Annotated in this window: 23 protein-coding genes; 10 read left to right on the forward strand and 13 right to left on the reverse strand. The window is 65.2% G+C overall.

Features of this window, described 5'->3' with window-relative positions; genetic code table 11:
* Positions 1 to 2 precede the first annotated feature (2 nt).
* Entirely contained in the window at positions 3 to 323 is a 321-nt protein-coding gene (locus tag AC5V87_RS19335; RefSeq protein ID WP_456838736.1) for a PilZ domain-containing protein, read from the reverse strand.
* Positions 324 to 352: 29 nt separating this feature from the next.
* Positions 353 to 1417 carry a DUF2336 domain-containing protein gene (locus AC5V87_RS19340; RefSeq protein WP_456838735.1) on the reverse strand — a complete coding sequence of 355 codons (1065 nt, stop codon included), beginning with the start codon at positions 1415 to 1417 and terminating at the stop codon, positions 353 to 355.
* A gap of 297 nt (positions 1418 to 1714) precedes the next feature.
* On the opposite strand from AC5V87_RS19340, the gene AC5V87_RS19345 reads away from it, so the two are divergent.
* Positions 1715 to 2665, forward strand: a complete 951-nt coding sequence (locus tag AC5V87_RS19345) for a helix-turn-helix domain-containing protein (protein WP_456838734.1) — start codon at positions 1715 to 1717, stop codon at positions 2663 to 2665.
* 51 nt (positions 2666 to 2716) lie between these two features.
* On the forward strand, positions 2717 to 3307 hold the full coding sequence (locus AC5V87_RS19350) for an NADPH-dependent FMN reductase (protein ID WP_456838733.1): 591 nt from the start codon (positions 2717 to 2719) through the stop codon (positions 3305 to 3307).
* Here AC5V87_RS19350 and AC5V87_RS19355 read toward each other — a convergent pair.
* Positions 3304 to 5385 (reverse strand): methyl-accepting chemotaxis protein, encoded by a 2082-nt coding sequence (locus tag AC5V87_RS19355; RefSeq protein WP_495367477.1) that lies wholly within the window; start codon positions 5383 to 5385, stop codon positions 3304 to 3306. The two genes, AC5V87_RS19350 and AC5V87_RS19355, sit on opposite strands and share 4 nt — an antisense overlap.
* 100 nt (positions 5386 to 5485) lie before the next feature.
* Positions 5486 to 5923 (reverse strand): DUF1810 domain-containing protein, encoded by a 438-nt coding sequence (locus tag AC5V87_RS19360; protein WP_495367478.1) that lies wholly within the window; start codon positions 5921 to 5923, stop codon positions 5486 to 5488.
* A 204-nt stretch (positions 5924 to 6127) separates the two neighbouring features.
* On the opposite strand from AC5V87_RS19360, the gene AC5V87_RS19365 reads away from it, so the two are divergent.
* The 3 genes from AC5V87_RS19365 to AC5V87_RS19375 all read left to right on the forward strand — a co-directional run bounded on the left by AC5V87_RS19365 (position 6128) and on the right by AC5V87_RS19375 (position 8862).
* Positions 6128 to 7078 (forward strand): DUF2778 domain-containing protein, encoded by a 951-nt coding sequence (locus AC5V87_RS19365; protein WP_495371922.1) that lies wholly within the window; start codon positions 6128 to 6130, stop codon positions 7076 to 7078.
* Positions 7079 to 7144: 66 nt separating this feature from the next.
* Positions 7145 to 7402, forward strand: coding sequence for a hypothetical protein (locus AC5V87_RS19370; protein WP_456838730.1), 258 nt, complete (start codon positions 7145 to 7147; stop codon positions 7400 to 7402).
* A 368-nt stretch (positions 7403 to 7770) separates the two neighbouring features.
* Complete coding sequence (locus AC5V87_RS19375) at positions 7771 to 8862, forward strand: TRAP transporter substrate-binding protein (RefSeq protein ID WP_495367479.1); 1092 nt, start codon at positions 7771 to 7773, stop codon at positions 8860 to 8862.
* Positions 8863 to 8882: 20 nt separating this feature from the next.
* Here AC5V87_RS19375 and AC5V87_RS19380 read toward each other — a convergent pair whose 3' ends face one another.
* The 6 genes from AC5V87_RS19380 to AC5V87_RS19405 form a co-directional block, all read right to left on the reverse strand.
* Positions 8883 to 9665: an ABC transporter ATP-binding protein gene (locus AC5V87_RS19380; protein WP_495367480.1), complete on the reverse strand. Its 783-nt coding sequence runs from the start codon at positions 9663 to 9665 to the stop codon at positions 8883 to 8885.
* Complete coding sequence (locus AC5V87_RS19385; RefSeq protein ID WP_456838727.1) at positions 9653 to 10708, reverse strand: dihydrodipicolinate synthase family protein; 1056 nt, start codon at positions 10706 to 10708, stop codon at positions 9653 to 9655. Before AC5V87_RS19385 ends, AC5V87_RS19380 begins: the two co-directional genes overlap by 13 nt.
* 6 nt (positions 10709 to 10714) lie before the next feature.
* Entirely contained in the window at positions 10715 to 11536 is an 822-nt protein-coding gene (locus AC5V87_RS19390; RefSeq protein ID WP_495367481.1) for a GNAT family N-acetyltransferase, read from the reverse strand.
* Entirely contained in the window at positions 11523 to 12560 is a 1038-nt protein-coding gene (locus AC5V87_RS19395; protein ID WP_495367482.1) for an NAD-dependent epimerase/dehydratase family protein, read from the reverse strand. The genes AC5V87_RS19390 and AC5V87_RS19395 overlap by 14 nt, the downstream gene beginning before the upstream one ends.
* Positions 12561 to 12585: 25 nt before the next feature.
* The gene (locus AC5V87_RS19400) at positions 12586 to 13356 is read right to left on the reverse strand and encodes an ABC transporter permease (RefSeq protein WP_495367483.1); all 771 of its coding nucleotides are present in this window, start codon (positions 13354 to 13356) and stop codon (positions 12586 to 12588) included.
* 85 nt (positions 13357 to 13441) lie between these two features.
* Positions 13442 to 14089, reverse strand: coding sequence for a TetR family transcriptional regulator (locus AC5V87_RS19405; protein ID WP_495367484.1), 648 nt, complete (start codon positions 14087 to 14089; stop codon positions 13442 to 13444).
* A gap of 101 nt (positions 14090 to 14190) precedes the next feature.
* On the opposite strand from AC5V87_RS19405, the gene AC5V87_RS19410 reads away from it, so the two are divergent.
* The 5 genes from AC5V87_RS19410 (at position 14191) to AC5V87_RS19430 (ending at position 17579) form a co-directional block, all read left to right on the forward strand.
* Positions 14191 to 15195, forward strand: a complete 1005-nt coding sequence (locus tag AC5V87_RS19410) for an ABC transporter substrate-binding protein (protein WP_495367485.1) — start codon at positions 14191 to 14193, stop codon at positions 15193 to 15195.
* Positions 15196 to 15339: 144 nt separating this feature from the next.
* The gene (gene minC, locus AC5V87_RS19415) at positions 15340 to 16038 is read left to right on the forward strand and encodes a septum site-determining protein MinC (protein WP_456838722.1); all 699 of its coding nucleotides are present in this window, start codon (positions 15340 to 15342) and stop codon (positions 16036 to 16038) included.
* Between the two features lie 19 nt (positions 16039 to 16057).
* On the forward strand, positions 16058 to 16873 hold the full coding sequence (gene minD, locus AC5V87_RS19420) for a septum site-determining protein MinD (protein WP_456838721.1): 816 nt from the start codon (positions 16058 to 16060) through the stop codon (positions 16871 to 16873).
* Complete coding sequence (gene minE, locus AC5V87_RS19425; RefSeq protein ID WP_456838720.1) at positions 16870 to 17151, forward strand: cell division topological specificity factor MinE; 282 nt, start codon at positions 16870 to 16872, stop codon at positions 17149 to 17151. Before minD ends, minE begins: the two co-directional genes overlap by 4 nt.
* A 242-nt stretch (positions 17152 to 17393) precedes the next feature.
* A complete protein-coding gene (locus AC5V87_RS19430; RefSeq protein ID WP_456838719.1) occupies positions 17394 to 17579 on the forward strand; it encodes a hypothetical protein in 186 nt (61 codons plus the stop codon).
* A gap of 69 nt (positions 17580 to 17648) precedes the next feature.
* On the opposite strand, the gene AC5V87_RS19435 is transcribed toward AC5V87_RS19430, so the two are convergent.
* From AC5V87_RS19435 to AC5V87_RS19445, 3 genes are all read right to left on the reverse strand, one after another.
* Positions 17649 to 17900 (reverse strand): hypothetical protein, encoded by a 252-nt coding sequence (locus tag AC5V87_RS19435; protein ID WP_495367486.1) that lies wholly within the window; start codon positions 17898 to 17900, stop codon positions 17649 to 17651.
* Between the two features lie 96 nt (positions 17901 to 17996).
* Positions 17997 to 18173, reverse strand: coding sequence for a hypothetical protein (locus tag AC5V87_RS19440; protein ID WP_495367487.1), 177 nt, complete (start codon positions 18171 to 18173; stop codon positions 17997 to 17999).
* A gap of 101 nt (positions 18174 to 18274) precedes the next feature.
* Positions 18275 to 18667 carry a hypothetical protein gene (locus AC5V87_RS19445; protein ID WP_456838716.1) on the reverse strand — a complete coding sequence of 131 codons (393 nt, stop codon included), beginning with the start codon at positions 18665 to 18667 and terminating at the stop codon, positions 18275 to 18277.
* Positions 18668 to 18758 lie beyond the last annotated feature (91 nt).

Raw genomic sequence — 18758 nt, forward strand, 5'->3', positions numbered from 1 at the left:
GGTTACTTGCTCTGGGCCGCACTCTCGGCCTTGGCCTTCGGCTTCCCCTTGCCATCTGCGGTGATGAAGTGAACCCCTGCCGTGGTGCCGTCGATCCAGACCAGCTCGCAACGCCGGTAAGCCAATCCGGTCGACGACAGCAGCATGAAGAACTCCTTGGCCTGGAGCACGTCGAGCGTGCCTTCGACCTCGAGCTTCGCGCCGGTCTGCGACACGTCGAGCAGGACGCAGCTGCGGCGCCAGGTGCCGTCCGAGCCCATCAGGTTGACGGGCTGCCTGTGATCCATCCTTACGCGAGCCGCCTTTCGACCGTCGAACCTCATTGGCTATCCCCCATTGTCGCGCCGCGATGTCACCGACCGTTCGCCTTGGCGCTTGCCGCAATTTCTCCCCAGCGCACCGTCCATTGGCTGGTCGACAGAAGCAGCGTCTCGTAGATGTGCTGTGCGCGCTCGCGCTCGGCGAAGGAGAGCCGCGTGCCTCTGCGGTTGCTCAGGATCGCGAGCGTGGTCGCCCAGTTCAGCCGCGACGCCCGGCAGGCCATCACCAGGCCTTCGCAATCTCCGTCGGCCATGACCTGCTCGACGACCTCGATCGGAGCGCCCGACAGCACCGACAGCGCCGTGAACAGGCTGGCGGTCTCGCCGCGGATCGCGAAGCGATTCACCGTGGAATCGTTGAGCTTGCCGACGCGGTTGAGCGCGACGATCTCCGGCCGTGCGCCGGCATAGTCGGCCGGGCAGGGGCGCGCTGGCGCAGCTGTTTGGGCGGGCGGCACGGCGGACGCGTTGGGCTTTGCCGGCGTCTTCTGGCCGAGTGGGGCAGAGAGCAGCTTCCGCACGACAAGGTCGGGCGTACCGGGCCGCAGCACCAGCGCCTTCGCAATCTCGCCGTCCTCGTCAGCCTTGGCGATCAGTGCGGCGTAGGCGGCGTCGGAGAATTTGGTTCCGGGGTTCCCGATCAGCGCAAGGCAGATCGCGCCGCCACGCTGGATCAGCGCTTCCGTCACGACCGGCTCGATGCAATCCCGGGCGGCGATCGCGCGTTGCTGCCGCTCGCCGCAAGAGGCCGCGACCGCCGCAAGGTCGGCCGCGCCGAGTGCCTGTGATTTGAGCAGGACTGGACACGCCACGTCCGGATCATCGTGCGCCGCGAGGCGCCCCAACGTCTGCGGCGGCGCCACCTTCAGCTCGGCAAGCGTGGTGCTGAGCTCAGCCAATGCGCGTGCCTCGACCCGCTCCGCCAATCGGAGCAGAACGCCGTCGACCACGTTGGCGAGCACTTCCTGAGACCGGTCGCAGCGGCCAGTGAGCAATTGCACAATGCCGGCGAGAATGCGGGCGCAGCGGTCAAGCGGACACGTTGCGACCGCCTGTTCCAGTTCAACCAGAATGTCAGCAGGCGAATTTGCCATCATGGCAGCGGCCTGTGCTCAAAATATATTTTGACTATTCAACTCCCCTATTGCGCCGCACAGCGGTTAATTTGAAATTTAAGCATTGAACGGTGGGGTATTGAAGCACCGTCGATACAACCGGAATCGCTATCGAAATTCGGCGAGGCGAGTTGCGACGACTTGTCCTTCGACACGGGACACTCGCCAATTGATGTGTAACGGGTAGGATGATTCTTTCGATCTAACGGGGGCACCGAAGGGGAAACAGATCGGCGCTATTGCGGACGCGCGTCGTTCAGGACGCGATTTTTCATTGTCATGAGCAGCATTGATGATGCGCCATTGCTGGCGCCAAAGATATTTCGGTTCTACGACGTCGACGAGTTTCGCAGTTCGATACGCGGGCTGAACATCGAGTTCACGCCTTTGGTGCGAAGGATTGCGACCGAGCAGATTATCCTGCATCTGCCCGGCTGCGACGTGAACGTCACGCGCGCGTTTCCGCGCGTCGTGGATGCGCAGCTTGTTGACGATTGCACGGCGATCGGTTTCGCGATGGATGATCTCGACGTGCCCATTCGTTTCAACGGCGCGCAGCGGGATCGCGCGGTCATCGTCGTCGGCAGCAGCGGTGCGGCCTACAACACGGTCGAGGAGGTTCAGCGTCAGGTCGGCTCCGTCGTGTTCAGGCCGGAAGTGAGGGATCGTGGCTGGCCGGAAGCGAAGTCGAGCTTCAAGCTGTTCGAGACGAGCGAGCAGGCGCTGCATCGGTTGCGGCGAACCGTCACGGAGGTGGTCGCGGCCGCCTCCGAACCCGTCGATGCCGCCGCGGTGCCGATGAAGGCGGCTGCGATGCGGGAGTCCTTGCTCGCTGCCGTCGATGCGGCCATCGCCGACGTCGTTCCGGCACGATGGACGGTGTGGCCGAATGACGCGCGCAACTTCAGGATCTTCGAGGATATTCGCGCGCTGCTCTCCGGCGATCTCTCTCAACCCATCTACAGCGAGGACATCGCGCGCAAGCTCGGCGTGCCGGTCCGCACCATGCATGACGTCGTCCGCCGCTATCGCGGCATGAGCCTGCACCGCTACTTGCGCCTGCGCCGGCTGTGGCTGGTGCGCCAGCGGCTGCTGGGCGGCGGAGCCGACAGCGTCAAGGCCGTCGCGCTCGCCTTCGGCTTCTGGCATCTCAGCGACTTCTCCAGGAGCTATCGCAACCAGTTCGGCGAGACCCCCTCACAGACGCTGGAGCTCAGACGAAAACGATAGCGCCTCAAATCGGTTGGGAACGGCCCGCCGCTTCGTGCTAACGTGCCGGCCATGAGCAATCGCATCCTCGTCCTCTACGGTTCCTACCGTTCCGACCGCATGGGCATCCGCCTTGCGAATTTCGTGATCGATCGCCTCCGCAGCCGCGGAGAGGAGGTCGAGTTCATCGACGCCAAGGCCATCGGCCTGCCGATGCTCGACCGCATGTACAAGGAATACCCCAGGGGCTCTGCGCCCGAGGCGCTGGAGAAGCTGGCCGGGCAGATCCGCGGCGCCGATGGTTTCGTCTTCGTCACCGGCGAATACAATTGGGGCATCCAGCCCGGCCTGAAGAACCTCACCGACCATTTCCTGGAGGAGTGGTTCTGGCGGCCGGCCGCGATCGTGAGCTATTCCGCCGGCCGATTGTCCGGCGCGCGTGCCTCCACCGCCTGGCACGGCACGCTGTCGGAGATGGGCATGGTGGTGATCTCGAGCACCATCGGTGTCGGCCCGATCGCACAGACGCTGTCGGCCGAGAGCGAGCCGATCGGCGAGGGCGGCAAGGCGCTGGAGCGTTCATTCCCGCGCTTTGCCGATGATCTCGCCTGGTGGATCGAGGCCGCCAAGGCGCAGCGGGCGCGCAAGGCGCCGCCTTACTAAGCCGCCCGGACCTCGCTGAGGAAGCGGTCGAACTGGCCGGCGAGGTCGCGCGACTGGCTCGAGAGCTGCTCGGCCGCGCCCAGCACTTCCCTGGCAGCCGCGCCCGTGTCGTCGGCGGCGCGCTGCACGCCTGAAATGTTGGTGTTGACCTCCTGGGTGCCGCGCGCGGCCTCCTGGACGCTGCGGGCGATCTCCTTGGTCGCAGAGCCCTGTTCCTCGATCGCGGCGGCAATCGCGGTGCCGATCTGGTCGATCTCGGCGATGACGTCGGCGACGTTGCGGATCGCGGCGACGGTCTCGTCGCTCGCGGTCTGGATCGCGGTGATCTGCTCGGAGATCTCGGTCGTCGCCTTGGCGGTCTGGCCGGCCAGCGATTTCACCTCGGACGCCACCACGGCAAAGCCGCGGCCGGCATCGCCGGCGCGGGCGGCCTCGATCGTGGCATTGAGAGCAAGAAGATTGGTCTGCTCGGCGATGCTCTGGATCAGCGTGACGACGTCGCCGATCTTCTGCGCGCCCTCGGCGAGCGCCCGCGCAGTGTCGCCGGTGCGGCGGGCATTGTCGACGGCGCGGGCCGCGATCTCGGTGCTCTGCGCGACCTGACGGCCGATCTCGGTGATCGAGGAGGTCAGCTCTTCGGTGGCGCTGGCGACCGTCTGCACGTTGGTCGAGGTCTGTTGCGACGCGGCGGCAACGACGGCGGCCTGGCTGTTGGTCTGGGCCGCCGTCGCGGTCATCGATTGTGCGGTGGTTTCCATGGTGGAGGAGGCGTGGGACAGACCGCCGACCAGCTCGGTGACCTTGGCCTCGAAGGCGCGGGTGAGTTCGTCGAGCGCCTGGGCGCGGCGCATCTTGCCGTCGTTCTCGGCCTGCTTCTCGGCGGCGAGGCGGTCGGCGCGGATCATGTTGTCCTTGAAGACCTGGACGGCCGCAGCCATCGCACCGATCTCGTCGGAGCGCGCGGCACCGGGGATCTCTTCGGCAACCTCGCCGTCGGCCAGCCGCGACATCCGCGTCGTGAGACTGACGATCGGGGCGCAGACGCGGCGGCGGACTGTCACGATGAGGCCGATGCTCGCGATCAGCACGGCGAGGAGGCCCACGAGAGCGATGGTGAAGCTGGTGCGCGCGGCGGAGGAGGCACCCGCGAGGATTTGCTCGGCATTGTCGTAGAAGGCGTCGCGGACCTCGATGATGGTGCCAAGGCCGCGCTGCGTCGAGGCGTAATAGGTGTCCATGTCGTGCTCGTACTTGCCGGTGACGGCACCGTCCTTCACCAGCTTGAGCTCGCGGCCGAACTCCTCGACATAGATCGCGTTGAACTTCTCGAGCGCCGCGGCGACGTTCGCCGGAGTGGCCGGATTGCCGCGCAATTCCAGCAGCGACATCACGATCTGATCGTTGCGACCTTGCGAGCGGCTGATGTCCGCCTTCTCGGCATCGGTCGCCGGCTTCTTGCCGCCGACGAGATTCTTGTGCAGGCTGGAATTGAAGCCGCCGACGTCGCGCAGCGTCATCGCGATATTGGCGTAGCTGGCCTGGCGGTAGGCGTCGCCATTGAGGATCGCCATGCGCCGGACCTGCTCGTTGAGCAGCGCGGTCACGCCGCCGTTGAGCACGGCATTGTCGGCGACGATCTTCTTGGCCGCGTCCTTGCGCGCCTCGGCCGGCCCGGCCAGCGCCTTGTCGATGGCCTCACGCAAAGCCGTGAACTTCGCATTGATACCGTCGATATTGCTGCCGATGGTGGCGCCGTCGTCGAACGGGCCGGGCAGCTCCTTGCGCAGCGCGTTCATCTTGTCGCGCGCGCCATCGGTCGACTTGCGCAACTTGTCCTGCTCGGCAAGCAGTGCGGGATCGATGGTGGCGGGACCGTAGAGGATGTTGGTGGAATAGCCCCGTTCGGGGTTGAGATAGCGCGGGATGTCGCTGACGGCGCGGACGATCGCAAGCCGGCCTTGCGCCTCGGTGATACGCTCCATCGTCTGGTATTTCGTCACGGCGACGTAGACGGCGAGCCCGCCGCCGACGGTCGACAACGAGACGATGGCGGTGGTCAGGAGCGTTCCGATTTTCATGGGCAGTCCGGCAATTGGCACGGGAGAAAGATATTCTCCGAAAAATAGGCGGGCCGTGTTAATTGCCGGTTTACGCTGCCGGCCGAGCAGGCAGCGGTGCCTACGCTTTTCGATCGAGGGCCGCGAGGATCGCCAGCGTCGCGCCGTCGCGCTCGCCTGCGAAGTACCGGGCGAGCGCCTCGCCGAAAATGGGCTGATCGGACACCGCGCCGAACAGCGTCATCGAGGAGCGGAATTTGGCGTCATCCGGCGCGCCGAGGATGGCGTTGATGGTGCGCCCCTCGACGGCGAGCACGAGACGCGTGCAGTCGATCAGGCGCGGGCCGAGAGTGGGGTGGGCGAGATAGGCCTCGGCCTCCGCGCGCGAGCCGATGGCGTAGCGCTGCGACATGGCGCTGAAGCCGAGACCGGCGATTTGCGGGAAGACGAACCACATCCAGTGGCTCTGCTTTCGCCCGCGGGCCAGCTCCTCCCGGACGGCGCGAAAAACCGGATCCTGGGCCCGGACGAAGCGCTCTAGATCGAAAGGATCGGTCATGGGATACCTTGAGACGCCTCGACGGGCCCTTGCCGGCCGCGATTATGCCTAACTTTTGGCTCCCAATGTGGTAGCTGGTATAGAGAATCTCCGGGTGGGGGTGGGTCCCCCGGGGGTCGATTTGGGGATCTAATGGTTTCCGACCGCGTACGCGCCGAGAGGCTGTTGTCGTCGCGCCGCCGTATTGGGCGGACCGAGACGATACTGCTGTCCCTGGCCGCCGTCGCGGTGGCGCTCGGCGCCGCCGCCTGGGTTGCGGATATCGGCGGCTCGACCCCGCTGGTCACCGCCGCCTTGCCGCCCGCCAATACCCCTTCGTTTGACGATCGCTTCGCATCGCTCTCGGGCAATCCGCCCGCCCGTGATTTGGGCCTGCGGTCGATCGAGCGCTCCGCCCTCAATGCGGTGCAGCTCAAGCTGCAAGATGCCAAGGCGATGCTCGCCCAGAAGCTCCAGGGCGACGAGTGGCGCTCGACACTGACCGATGACGACCGGCATGCCGTCGAGGAGCCGAAGCCCGCGCAGCGCGCCGACGCCGTCCCGATGCCGCGCTCGCGTCCGGTCCAGGCCGATTTCGCCTCCCAGGTCGCCTCCAGCCAAGCCTATGCCGAGACCAATCCCAAGGTCGATAACCGCAACTTCTTCGAGAAATTCACCGACAAGATCAAGCTCGCCTCGCTGACCCCCGGCGACGGCCTGTTCGCCAAGGCGCCTGATCTCGCCGCCCTCGGCTACGATTCGCGCACCGCGGTCTACGACATCAAGGCCAAGGCGGTTTATCTGCCGAGCGGCGTCGCGCTGGAGGCGCATTCGGGCATGGGCGCGCTGATGGACGACCCCGACCATGTCGACCAGCGCATGGTCGGCGCGACCCCGCCGGCGACCTACGATCTGAAGCCGCGCGAAAAGCTGTTCCACGGCGTCCGGGCGCTGCGCATGACGCCGACTGACGGCACCAGCGCACTCGGCCGCGTCGGCCTGCTCACCCACAACTACATGCTCGGGCCGCGCGGCGATTCCAACGGCTGCGTCTCGATCAAGGACTATGACCGCTTCCTCAAGTCGTGGGACAATGGCGAGTTCAACCGCCTCGTCGTGGTGCCGAGCCTGGGCAGATCGGCAACGGCTTCGCAGCGCGCCAGCACCGATTCCTGATATTCGCCAGGTGCGGCGGGGCTGCCGTTCTCCCTTCGTTAAGCCGTCATCGTCCAGAAGCAGCCCATGAGTGATCCATCAAAATCCGAAACTCCGCTGCGCACGACGTTCAAGATTCGCCTGAACGGCGACACGCTGGCGATCGCGACCGTCGGCCAGGCCTATCAGTTCCTCACCAATTACAAGTCCGTCGAGTGGATGGAATTCCGAGCGCTGCACGAGGACGCCGTCGTGGCGCTCGAAGGTGCCGCCGACAATGCCATGCTCGCGGTGCAGGCGACCAACGCCGTGCGGGCGCTATTCGTGAGCGCGAAGCTGCTCTGAGCGGAGCGTCTCTTTCATCATTTGCGGGTGTGGAGGTGAGGGCATTCGTCGCTCTCGTATCCCGGACAAGCCGCAACGCCTGAAGCGTTGCGGCGCAGAGGCGGGACCCAGATGGCAATACGGTATGGTGCCGATAGAGGACCATGTTGCGACAGCAGCGTGCGCTGTTGGTCTTCCTCGACGACGCCTGAGGCGTTCTCGGCAAGTCCTTGGCTCGATGCGCTGATTTGGCGGCCGATGGCCGGGCGCTATGCGTTCTCGCAGCTTGAAGTCTGCCTCAGGAACAGGCAAACGGTCGGCCAAGACCAAGGCCCTGGGCTGACTAAAGGCCATACATTTCAAAGCTTGATTTAGGGAGAAAGCTCATCATGAAACGCCGTACATTCCTCAAGGGCGGCGCGGTTGCGGGCGCGACGACGCTGGTGGCCGCACCTGCGATCGCGCAGAACTCGCCCGAGATCAAATGGCGCCTGACCTCGAGCTTCCCGAAGTCGCTCGACACCATCTACGGCACGGCCCAGACCTTCGCGAAATACGTGGCTGACGCCACCGACAACAAATTCCAGATCCAGACTTTTGCGGCCGGCGAACTCGTCCCGGGCTTGCAGGCGCTCGACGCCGTCAGCGTCGCCTCGGTCGAGATGGCGCAGACGCCGCTCTATTTCTATATCGGCAAGGAGCCGGCGCTGGCCTACGCCACCGGCGCGCCGTTCGGCATGAATCATCGCCATCAGGAGTCCTGGTGGTTTTTCGGCGGCGGCGCCGACCTCACGAACGAGGCGCTGAAGCCATTCAAGGCGCACGCCATCCTCTGCGGCAATTCGGGCACCCAGATGGGCGGCTGGTTCCGCAAGGAGATCAAGACCGTCGACGATCTCAAGGGCCTCAAATTCCGCATCGCCGGCATGGGCGGCCATGTGCTGGCGCGGCTCGGCATCGTGCCGCAGCAGCTCGCCGGCGGCGATGTCTATGCGGCGCTGGAGAAGGGCTCGATCGATGCCGCCGAATTCGTCGGCCCCTATGACGACGAGAAGCTCGGCTTCCAGAAGGTCGCCAAGTACTATTACTTCCCCGGCTGGTGGGAAGGCGGCGCCATGCTGCACATGATCGTCAACGACGAGAAATGGGCGAGCCTGCCGAAGCACTATCAGGCGATCGTCAACCAGGCTGCGTCCGCCGCCGGCGCCTGGATGCTCGAGAAATACGACAGCGTGAATCCGGCGGCCTTGAAGCGGCTGATCGCCAATGGCGCGGAGTTGAAGGCATTCCCCCAGCCGGTGCTGGAGGCCTGCTACAATGCGACCCAGGAGCATTTGAACGAGCTCGCCGCCAAGAGCGACCTGTTCAAGCGCACCAAGGAGAGCCACGATGCGTATATGAGGGAGCTGTTGTTCTATACGCAGATCGCGGAGAACTTTTACGACAACCATCTGCTCAGCAAGATGCGCAACAAGGGCTGAGTGCGAGGAGGGCGCGGTGTTTACGCCGCGCCCAGCCCCAGCTTCGCGTAAACGCGCCTTGCATAGGCGCCGAACGCGTCCGTCGTTTTCAGCGGCAGGTCGCGCGGGAAGGGCAGGTCGATTGCGAAGTAATCCGCCATCTTCGCCGGGCCCGCGGTCAGCACCGCGCAATGCGACGACAAAAACACCGCTTCCTGGATCGAGTGCGTGACGAAGATGATGGTCTTGCCGCTCTCGCGCCAGATCCGCAGCATCTCCAGATTCATCTGCTCGCGCGTCAGCGCATCCAGCGCGCCGAACGGCTCGTCCATCAGGATCAGCTTAGGATCGTGCACGAAGGCGCGCGCAATCGCCGTGCGCTGTTGCATGCCGCCGGAGAGCTGCTGCGGATATTTCTGCTCATAGCCGGCGAGGCCGACGAGGTTGAGCAGGTCGCGCGCCCGCTCGCGCGCGGCCTTCATCGGCAGTCCGACGATCTCGGCCGGCAAGAGCACGTTATCGAGGATGGTGCGCCATTTCAGGAGCAGCGCCTGCTGGAACACCATGCCGATGTCGCGCGTGGGATCGAACGGGGTTTTGGCGTTGCCGATGTTCACGCGGCCGCCGTCGGCGTTGTGCAAGCCGGCCAGAATCTTCATCACCGTGGTCTTGCCGCAGCCGGAGGGGCCGACCAGCGAGACCAGCTCACCTTCCTGCACGTCCATGGTGACGTCGGACACCGCCAGGAATTCGGCGCCGCCGGTCCGGTAGACCTTTCGGACACCTTGCAGGCTGATGAAGGCCTCGGAGCTCATGCCAGCCATTTGCTCAAATTGGCCGCCACGAACGCGTCGTCGCTGAGGTCGGCGTGCTCGCGCGTGACGCGGTCGATCTCCTCCTTCTGGCCGGGGCTGAGGCCCTCGTCCGGATCGAGGCACCACAGGCCCTGCATCAGGCCCTGGCGGCGCAGGATCTCATGGCATCCGGCGATGCAGCCGTGGAAATTGTTGGCGACGTCGAAGAAGGCGCTGTTGCAGTCGGTGACGCGGGCATCGAGCGCGAGCAGGTCGGCCGGCACGCTGTCCTTGTACCGCGCCGCCTTGCAGCGCTCGAACTGCTTGATCGCGCTCGCGGTCCAGACCGACCAGTGGCCGAGCAGGCCGCCTTTGAAATAGGTGCGCGTGGTGATGCCCTTGTCACGCAGATCGAACGGCAGCATCAAATCGAGCAGGATGTGGTCGTCATTGCCGGTGTAGAGCGCGACGCGGTCGAGCGCGCCGGCGGAGGCAACGCCGCGCAGCACGTCGAGCGTGCGATAGCGGTTGAACGGCGCGATCTTGATGGCGATGACATTGTCGATCGAAGCAAAGCGCTGCCAGAACCGGCTCGACAGGATGACGCCGCCGACCGCCGGCTGGAGATAGAAGCCGACCAGCGGGATCTCAGCGGCGACCGCGGCGCAATGCGCGAGGATCTCGTCCTCGGAGGCGCTCTTCATCGCGGCGAGGCTGAGCAGGCCGGCGTGATAGCCGATGTCGCGCGCGGTACGGGCTTCACTGACGGCCTGCGTGGTCGGGCCCGCAAGGCCGGCGACCATCGCCAGCGGCCGCTTGGTCCAGTTCGCGGCTGTCTCGGCGGCAAGCTCCAGCACCGGCCGGTACAGGCCGACATCGCGGATCGCGAATTGCGTGGTGTGCACGCCGACGGCAAGGCCTCCGGAGCCGGCGTCGATGTAGTAACGCGTCAGCGCGCGCTGATGCTGTTTGTCGAGCTGACGCCCGGCGGTGAGCGCGAGCGGGTGCGCCGGCAGCACGGTGCCTTCGGCTATCAGCTTGCGAACGTCCGCGTTGATCTGGCTGTGGTGCATGATGTCCTATCCGAATTCGGGGCCGGCGACGGCGAATGGCATTTCGTCGCCCGCTGATGTGGCAGGGCCGAACCGCATGCGCTGGAACGGCCGTTCGATGGTCCAGCCCGATGCGGTCAATCCTTCCAGGAACGCGGCTTGCGGTGCGACGGCGTCGATCAGGAGGGGGCGAGGCTCCGAGTGCGCGATCGCATGGACAAGGGCCAGCGCGTCCTCGGCATCGTCAGCGAACAATGGGCCGATATGGCGCGCGGTCCGGCCGTCGCGCACCAGCGCGATGGCGCCGTTCGCTGCGACGATGCGCGAGCCGGAGCGTTGGGCGAAGGCGGTGAGGAGCGCGGTCCGGTCGAACCCGGTGGCGCGCCGATCGCGTGCGCAAAGCGCGTTGAGCGTTGCGGCTGACGGCGCCGGGGCGGCGGCCTGCGCCGGCTTCACCAGCTTGAGCCGGCGCAATTGCAGCGTTGGCGTGAAACCGAGCGGTCCATAGACGGCGGCGCCGTCGGGCGTGGCGTCGAGCCAGCTGGTCAGGGCGTTTTTGCGCGCCGTCTCCAGGCAGGCATCGACGAGGCGGGTGGCAAAGCCGCGGCGGCGGTGGGTGGCCGATACCAGCACCATGCTGATCCAGGCGTTGTTGCCTGAGTATGGGAGCAGGGCGGCGGTCGCGACCAGCCGCATGCCGTCGCGAATGCCGAACACCATGCCGTCGCGCAGGAAGATGCGCCAGTCCTCTTCGGTCTGGTTCCAATGCGCCTCCGCCGACAGCGCGAGCCCGGCGATCGCGTCGGCGACGCCGAGCTTGAGGATGGGCGGAGCGTCAGTAGCGTCCATCGCGCACCTCATATTTGGTCGGCTTGCCGAGGCTCGGCATGGCGCGCGACACCCAGTCAGCGGTCCATGCGATCAGCTGCTCCGTGTCGACGACGGGCAGCCCGAACAGCTCGACAGCCCTGGACGTATCAGTGAGCCACGCCGTCGGCTCTTCCTTGCCCGTCAGCACCGGCGCGCGGCCGAAGCGGGCGCCGAATTTTTGCGCGAGATCGCGCACGGCCAAGATCTCGTGGCCGCTGACATTGATCGGCGAGGTCGGAGCCGTGCAATGCGCAAGGCACCGCAGCGCCTGCGCGGACGCATCGCCCTGCCAGATGAAATTGACATGGCCGAGGCTGACGTCGATTGGAATGCCGTTCAGGACTTTCGTGGCGATGTCGTGCAGCACGCCGTAGCGCATGTCGATCGCATAGTTGAGGCGGAATAGCCGGCCGGGCGTTCCGAATTTGCGCGAAAAATACTCGAACATGCGCTCGCGGCCGACGCAGGACTGCGCGTATTCGCCTGGCGGGTTCGGCGCCATCTCCTCGCTCGAGCCTTTGCCGTCGACGGGGACGAAGGGATAGATGCAGCCGGTCGAGAACGCCACGATCCGCGACGACGGGAAGGCTTGCGCGACCAGCGCCGGCACATGCGCATTCATCGCCCAAGTCAGCGACAGATCGCCCTCGGCGCCGAATTTGCGGCCGGCCATGAAGATGATGTTCGGCGGCTTGGGAAGGGCCTGAATGGCTTTCTCGTCCATCAGATCGCAGTTGATGGTCTCGATGCCGCGCGCGTGCAGCCACTCCTTGACGCCGGCTTCGCTGAAGCGGGCGACGCCGATGACGCGGCGATCTGGCGCGGCGGCTTTCGCGAGCCCCGCCAGCGTCGGGCCCATCTTGCCGCCGACACCGAGGATCATGATGTCGCCCTCGACCTTATTGAGGTCGTCGATCAGCGCTTGCGTCGGCCGGCACAGGAGATCGTCGAGTGCCGCGATATCAGGGATGGTCTTCGGCAGATTCTCGCGGGTGAGCAGCATGGTTCTATCCTTCAAGTCTGCCGTTTCAGGTTTGTCTTGCATCGCCGATCACGAACATGCGTTCGAGGCTGAGGACCACGCCATAGAGAGCGACGCCGAGCAGAGTGAGCAGCACGACGGCCATTACCATCGCGGGCGTGTCGAGCGATGACTGCACCTGGATCATGAGATAGCCGAGCCCGCGCTCGGAGGCGATGAACTCCCCGACGATGGCGCCGGCGACGGCGAGGATGGCGCCGACCTTCATGCCGGAGAACACGTAAGGCAGCGATCCCGGCAGCTGGATCTTGCGGAACAGCGTCCAGCGCGAGCCGCGCAGCGAATTGACGAGGTCGAGCAGGTCAGGCTCGACCTCGCGCAGGCCGCGCGCGGTGGTGAGCAGGATCGGGAAGAAGCAGATGCTGAAGGCGATCAGGATGTTCGGCACGATGCCGTAGGAGAACCAGACGATGAAGAGCGGACCGAGCGCGACCTTCGGGATCATGTTCAAGGTCACGAACAGCGGCAGCAGCACGAGGCTGACGAGCGGCGCCCAGCTGAAGATCACCGCGAGCGCTACGCCGACGAAGGCGCCGAGCGCGAAGCCGCCTAGGATCTCGATGGCCGTCACCAGCGTGTTGGCGCCCCAGGCATAGCTTGCGGTTCCCAGCGTCTGAATCGTCGCCAGCGGGGAGGGCAGGATGAATTTCGGCACGTGGAAGGCGTCGACCGCGACCTGCCATAGGACGAGCACGGCGAGGTGCACGATCAGGACAACCGCAAAGCTGCGCGAGGTGCGGGCTGCGTCTCCTGCCACCATTTGCTCCCTGTTGCCAGCAGCGACGGATGCCGCTGGTCGTCAGCTTAACCATCCTAGGGGTAAGTTTCAACCAGTTGGTTGATTACGCCCGGAGCGAATGCAGCACGAGGTCGGCGACGTGGCGGCGGCGGGCGCGCCGCGCGGCCCGGCTCGACAGGTCCTTGCCGAAGATCGCGGACAGCGTCGGCGTGTTGGAGAGATAGAAATAGCTGAGGCCGGCGATGGAGATATAGAGCTGGACCGGGTCGATCCCTTTTCGGAACACGCCGGCGCGGACGCCCTCGTGCAGGATGTGGGATACGCTGCGGACCAGCGGCGAGTGCATCGCCTCCAGCCGCGTCGAGCCGCGGACGTGACGGGCGCCGCCGCGGTTCTCGTCGTTCAGCAGCACGATGAAATCAGGGTTGGTGGCGAGGTAATCGAACGAGGCCTCGATCAGCTTCCGGATCGCCTTTTCCGGCGGCAGGCCTTCGAGATTGAGCTGCCGCTCCTGCTCGCGGATGTCGGCGTAGACCCATTCGAGCACGGCGAGATAGAGCGCGTCCTTGTCGCCGAAATAATGGTAGACCAGCTGCTTGTTGACGCCGGCGCGCTCGGCGATCTCGTCGACGCGGGCGCCGGCAAAGCCGTGCTTGGCGAACTCCAGCCGTGCCGCCGTGAGCAGCTTGTTGCGGGTAGCGACGGGGTCGCGCCGCTGCGGCACGGTGTCGCCTGAACGTTTTGCGGGCATTTCCAACCAAACAGTTGACAACTTGAGGGCGGCCTTGTTGCATTGGTATCCTCACATGGGGAGAGCGACAAGCCGGGTCGCAGACAATGAGGAGAGATGCGATGAAGCGTTTGCAGGCGGCTGTTGTGGCGCTGGTGCTCAGCCTGGCGGCGGTCCCGGCCAGCGCGGGCGAGGCGGTCAATCTGATCCTGAACTGGACGCCAACCGCCGACCATTCGCCGTTCTATTACGCCAAGGCGCAGGGCTGGTACGAGAAGGCCGGCATCGACCTCACCATCGAGGTCGGCAAGGGCTCCGGCGTCTCCGCTGCCAAGGTCGGCTCCGGCGGCTCGCCCTTCGGCATCGCCGATCTCGCCACCATGCTGGTTGCCAAGAGCAAGGGCGCCGACGATGTCGCGCTGATGAGCATCTACGCCAATACCGGGCAGACCTTCTACTGGCTGAAGAGCTACGGCGTGAACGGCGTGAAGGACTTCCCGAACCACAAGATCGGCAATCCGCCCGGCGATGCCTCGCGGGTGATGTGGCCGGCGTTCGCCAAGGCCGCAGGGATCGCGCCTGACTCCGTCAGCTTCGTCAATATCGGCCCGACCGCCAAGATCGCGGGCCTCAAGAGCCACACCGTCGACATCATCAGCGACTTCTACAACGAGCACGATCTGAAGGTGATCGAGTTCGGTCAGGACCTCGGTTACATCAACTGGAAGGATATCGGGCTCAATCCGTACGGCAATTCGCTGATCGTCAACGGCGCCTATCTTCAGAAAAACCCCAAGCTCGTCGAAGACTTCGTGCGCATCTCGCAGAAGGCCTTCGCGGCCTGCGTCGCCGACGTCACGCCGTGCCTGAAGGCGTTGCTCGATCAGGTCTCCGGCCTCGACAAGGAGAACCAGGAGCGCCAATGGGAGCGCATCAAGTTCCTGATGACCGACGAGTTCACGACCACCAAGGGCCTCGGCTGGATCGATGGCGACCGCATGAAGAAGGACTATGAGCTGGTCCAGACCTACCTGGGCATGGAGAAGCCGTTCGACGTGAGCACGGCGTTTTCAACGAAGATGCTGGATCCTGATATCAAGATGGATGCGAGCAAGGTGAAGAAGTAGCCGGCGCCGCTAGCGGCGCCTGATGGTGTGATCCACAGGATGACGGCATAGCATCCCGCCCGGTGCCTCCCCCGGAGTTAACCGGCCGTTAACCAAATCGGCCGCATCGTTAACCATTCAATAACGGGGAACGAGTCGGCCGTCATGGAGGCTGCAGCAAAAGTCCAACGCCAGATGGTGCGCCTGCGCGGGCGCTCCTATGTGGCCTTCGTGTTCGTGCCGACGGTTCCGATCCAGGACTGGCTCCAGGAGATCGACGCCACCATTGCCCGCTCGCCTGGCTTCTTTGCGGGCCGGCCGGTGGTGGTCGACCTGTCCTCGGTCGACCTCAGCCAGTCCGGCATCAGCCATCTGCTCACCAGCCTCCAGGACCGCGGCATCCGCGTGCTCGGGATCGAGGGCGTGGACGAATCGCGGCTGACGGCGGCCATGCCGCCGCTGCTCTCGGGCGGGCGCAGCTGCGTGGTCGAGCCGAGCGCGCCGAAGAAGGCTGAAGCTAAGGCCGAGGCCAAGCCGACCTCGCTGCTGCTCGAGGCGCCGGTGCGCTCCGGCCAGACCGTGATCTTTCCCGAAGGCGACGTCACCATTCTCGGCTCGGTCGGCTCGGGCGCCGAGATCGTCGCCGGCGGCTCCATCCACGTCTACGGCGCGCTGCGCGGCCGCGCCATGGCCGGCGTCAACGGGCACACGAGCGCGCGGATTTATTGTCAGAAGATCGAGGCCGAACTGCTTGCAATTGACGGGTTTTACCAGACTGCGGACGACATCGACGCCGCCTTGCGCGGCAAGCCGGCGCAGGCCTGGCTGCAGGGGAATACCATGCGAATTACAGCACTGAACTGACCAGAAGGAGATTTTTGAGATGGCCAAGGTACTGGTCGTGACATCAGGCAAGGGCGGCGTCGGCAAGACCACGACGACCGCAGCACTAGGCGCTGCATTGGCGCAACGCGGCGACAAGGTCGTCGTCGTCGATTTCGACGTGGGCTTGCGAAACCTCGACCTCGTGATGGGCGCCGAACGCCGCGTGGTGTTCGACCTCATCAACGTGGTCCAGGGTGTCGCGAAACTCCCGCAGGCGCTGATCAAGGACAAGCGGCTTGAGAACCTCTGGCTGCTACCCGCCTCGCAAACGCGCGACAAGGACGCGCTGACGGAGGAGGGCGTCGGCAAGGTTATCGCCGACCTGCGCAGCCGCTTCGACTGGGTGATCTGCGACAGTCCGGCCGGTATCGAGCGGGGCGCTTCCATGGCGATGCGCTTTGCCGACGAGGCCGTGATCGTGACCAATCCGGAAGTCTCCTCGGTGCGCGATTCCGACCGCATCATCGGCATGCTCGATTCCAAGACCGTACGGGCCGAGAAGGGCGAGCGCGTCGAGAAGCACATTCTCATCACGCGCTACGATCCCTCGCGTGCCGCGCGCGGCGAGATGCTGACCATCGACGACATCCTGGAAATCCTCGCAACGCCCTTGCTCGGCATCATCCCTGAGAGCCAGGACGTGTTGAAGGCCTCCAACGTCGGCACACCGGTGACGCTCTCGAACGCGGATGGAGCGCCGGCGCGGGCGTATATGGACGCGGCCAAGCGCCTCTGCGGTGAGAGCGTGGCGATGCATGTTCCCGCCGAGCGCAGGGGTCTGATGGATCGTCTGCTGCGACGGAGGGCTGCATGAGCATGGGTCTGCTTCGACTTCTCCGCGGCAACAAAGCCTCCGCACCCGTCGCCCGCGAACGGTTGCAGATCCTGCTTGCACATGAACGCGGGTTGCGCGGCCAGCCCGATCTGCTCGGCGTGCTGCGTGAGGAAATCCTCGCCGTCGTCTCCAGACATGTCACGCTGGATCCGACCAAGGTCATCGTCCGGCTCGAGCGCGGCGACGAGGTGTCGACCCTGGAGGTCGATATCGAGGTGCCCAACGATATCGAGCGCAAGAGGGTCGCGGTCGGGTAGGGGACCTGACCGAAAGCTGCCAATCTTGGTGTAGGTTTCTTGGTATAGGTTTCTTGGCGTGGGTTTCTTGGGGTAGGTTTCTTGGGGTGGGTGAAAAGGCGGTCCGCCGGGCATTGGTGGGCCGCCTTTGTTCTTGCGCGGGTGTGGACCCGTGCGGAACGCGGGCCGGGCCTGATCGTTGTCATAAGCGTGCGGGACAGCCGAGTGATGTCCCGTGGCTTCTGCAAGCGGGAGAAGCGCCCATGATGTCCGAGGTCCAGGTCCACACCGTCGCGCGGCAGATGCTGGAACGACATGGTTTCGCTGCGATTGCGAAAGCCGCCGAACAGGCCCAGGCCTGCGAGAGCCGCGGCGAGGCCGAAGAGGCCAAGGAATGGCGTCACATCGAGGGCGCCATGAAGATCATGCGCGGGCCCACCCAAGGCTGATCAGCTCCGCACGTTCCGTCCTTGACCATATCGAGGACGCGGCTTGCCAGTTCCGGGCGTCCGGGTGGCTCAGCGCTCGCGCTGATCGGCGCGTTGCGCGCCGGACTTGTGTTGCGTCTGCGGCTGGGCGCGTTCGCCGGTCTCCTTGCAGGGCAGCTGCTCCCACGATCCATCCGGCGCCTGCTGATAGGCGCTGCACGATGACGACGAGGCCGATTTGTCCTCGCCTTTCTGGGCGTCGGAATTCTTCGCCAGCGCCGGGGCAGTCAGCACGGAGCCGGCCACGAGAGCTCCGGCGAAAACAAGATAGGCAATCCGCATGAGGGTTCTCCTGTTCAAAGCAGGCCGCATGCTCCTGACGATTGTGACGAATATTTGCCAGCGCGGCAGTTCCGCCGCGCGATGCTTAACGCCGCTTCATTGCTCGGCGGGTTCGATGGGAATCGCGTTGCGCCGGGCGCAGGCGCGCAGCCAGCCGATCACGCCCAGCTGCACCGAGAACTCGTAATTGTCCTCAATGGTCTTGGCTTTCAGGCAGGCAGCGCCAAATTGGCGGCGACGATCACCGCAACGGCCGCGATCCGGCGCGTCCAAGGCATATGGGTTGGCATGGCCCCTCCCGCCTTGTCCTCAGCTCGAAGCATTGGACTCGGAGGGCGCGCCGAGGTTCACCGGCAAAGCCGGGCGGAGCCGCGCTAGCCGCCCTTGCTGCGGATCAGGCCGGCGAGATTGGTCTTCTGCGCCTCGCACCAGCCGGGCATGCCGAGGCGGCGCTGATCCATGTCGGTGGCCTGCGTCGCCACCGCGACCTCGGCCATCAGATCGTCGTCCTGCTTCTCGCCCATCTTGCCGCCGGTGTGCATCCAGGCGATCGCCTTGCGCACCTTCTCGGTGGTGCCGTCGGGCAGGTGCATCTGCTGCGCCTTCTGCAGCAGGTCCTGATAGACGAGATCGGTGCCCGGGCATTCGACCTTGGCGGCGAAGGCCTGCAAGACCATCGTCACATAGGTCGAACGGACTGGCGCATCGCCCGCCTGGGCCGGCGCAGCGATCAACAACAGGCCTGCGATCAGAAAACCGGTGCGCATTCTTGGGCTACCTCCTCGATTTTTGGAAAGGCTAGCGTCCGGCGCGCCGCTCCGCAATGGTGCCGGGATGTAATTGTGGCGCCTCGATGCG

It is taken from the genome of Bradyrhizobium sp. SOJA106 (assembly GCF_059448745.1).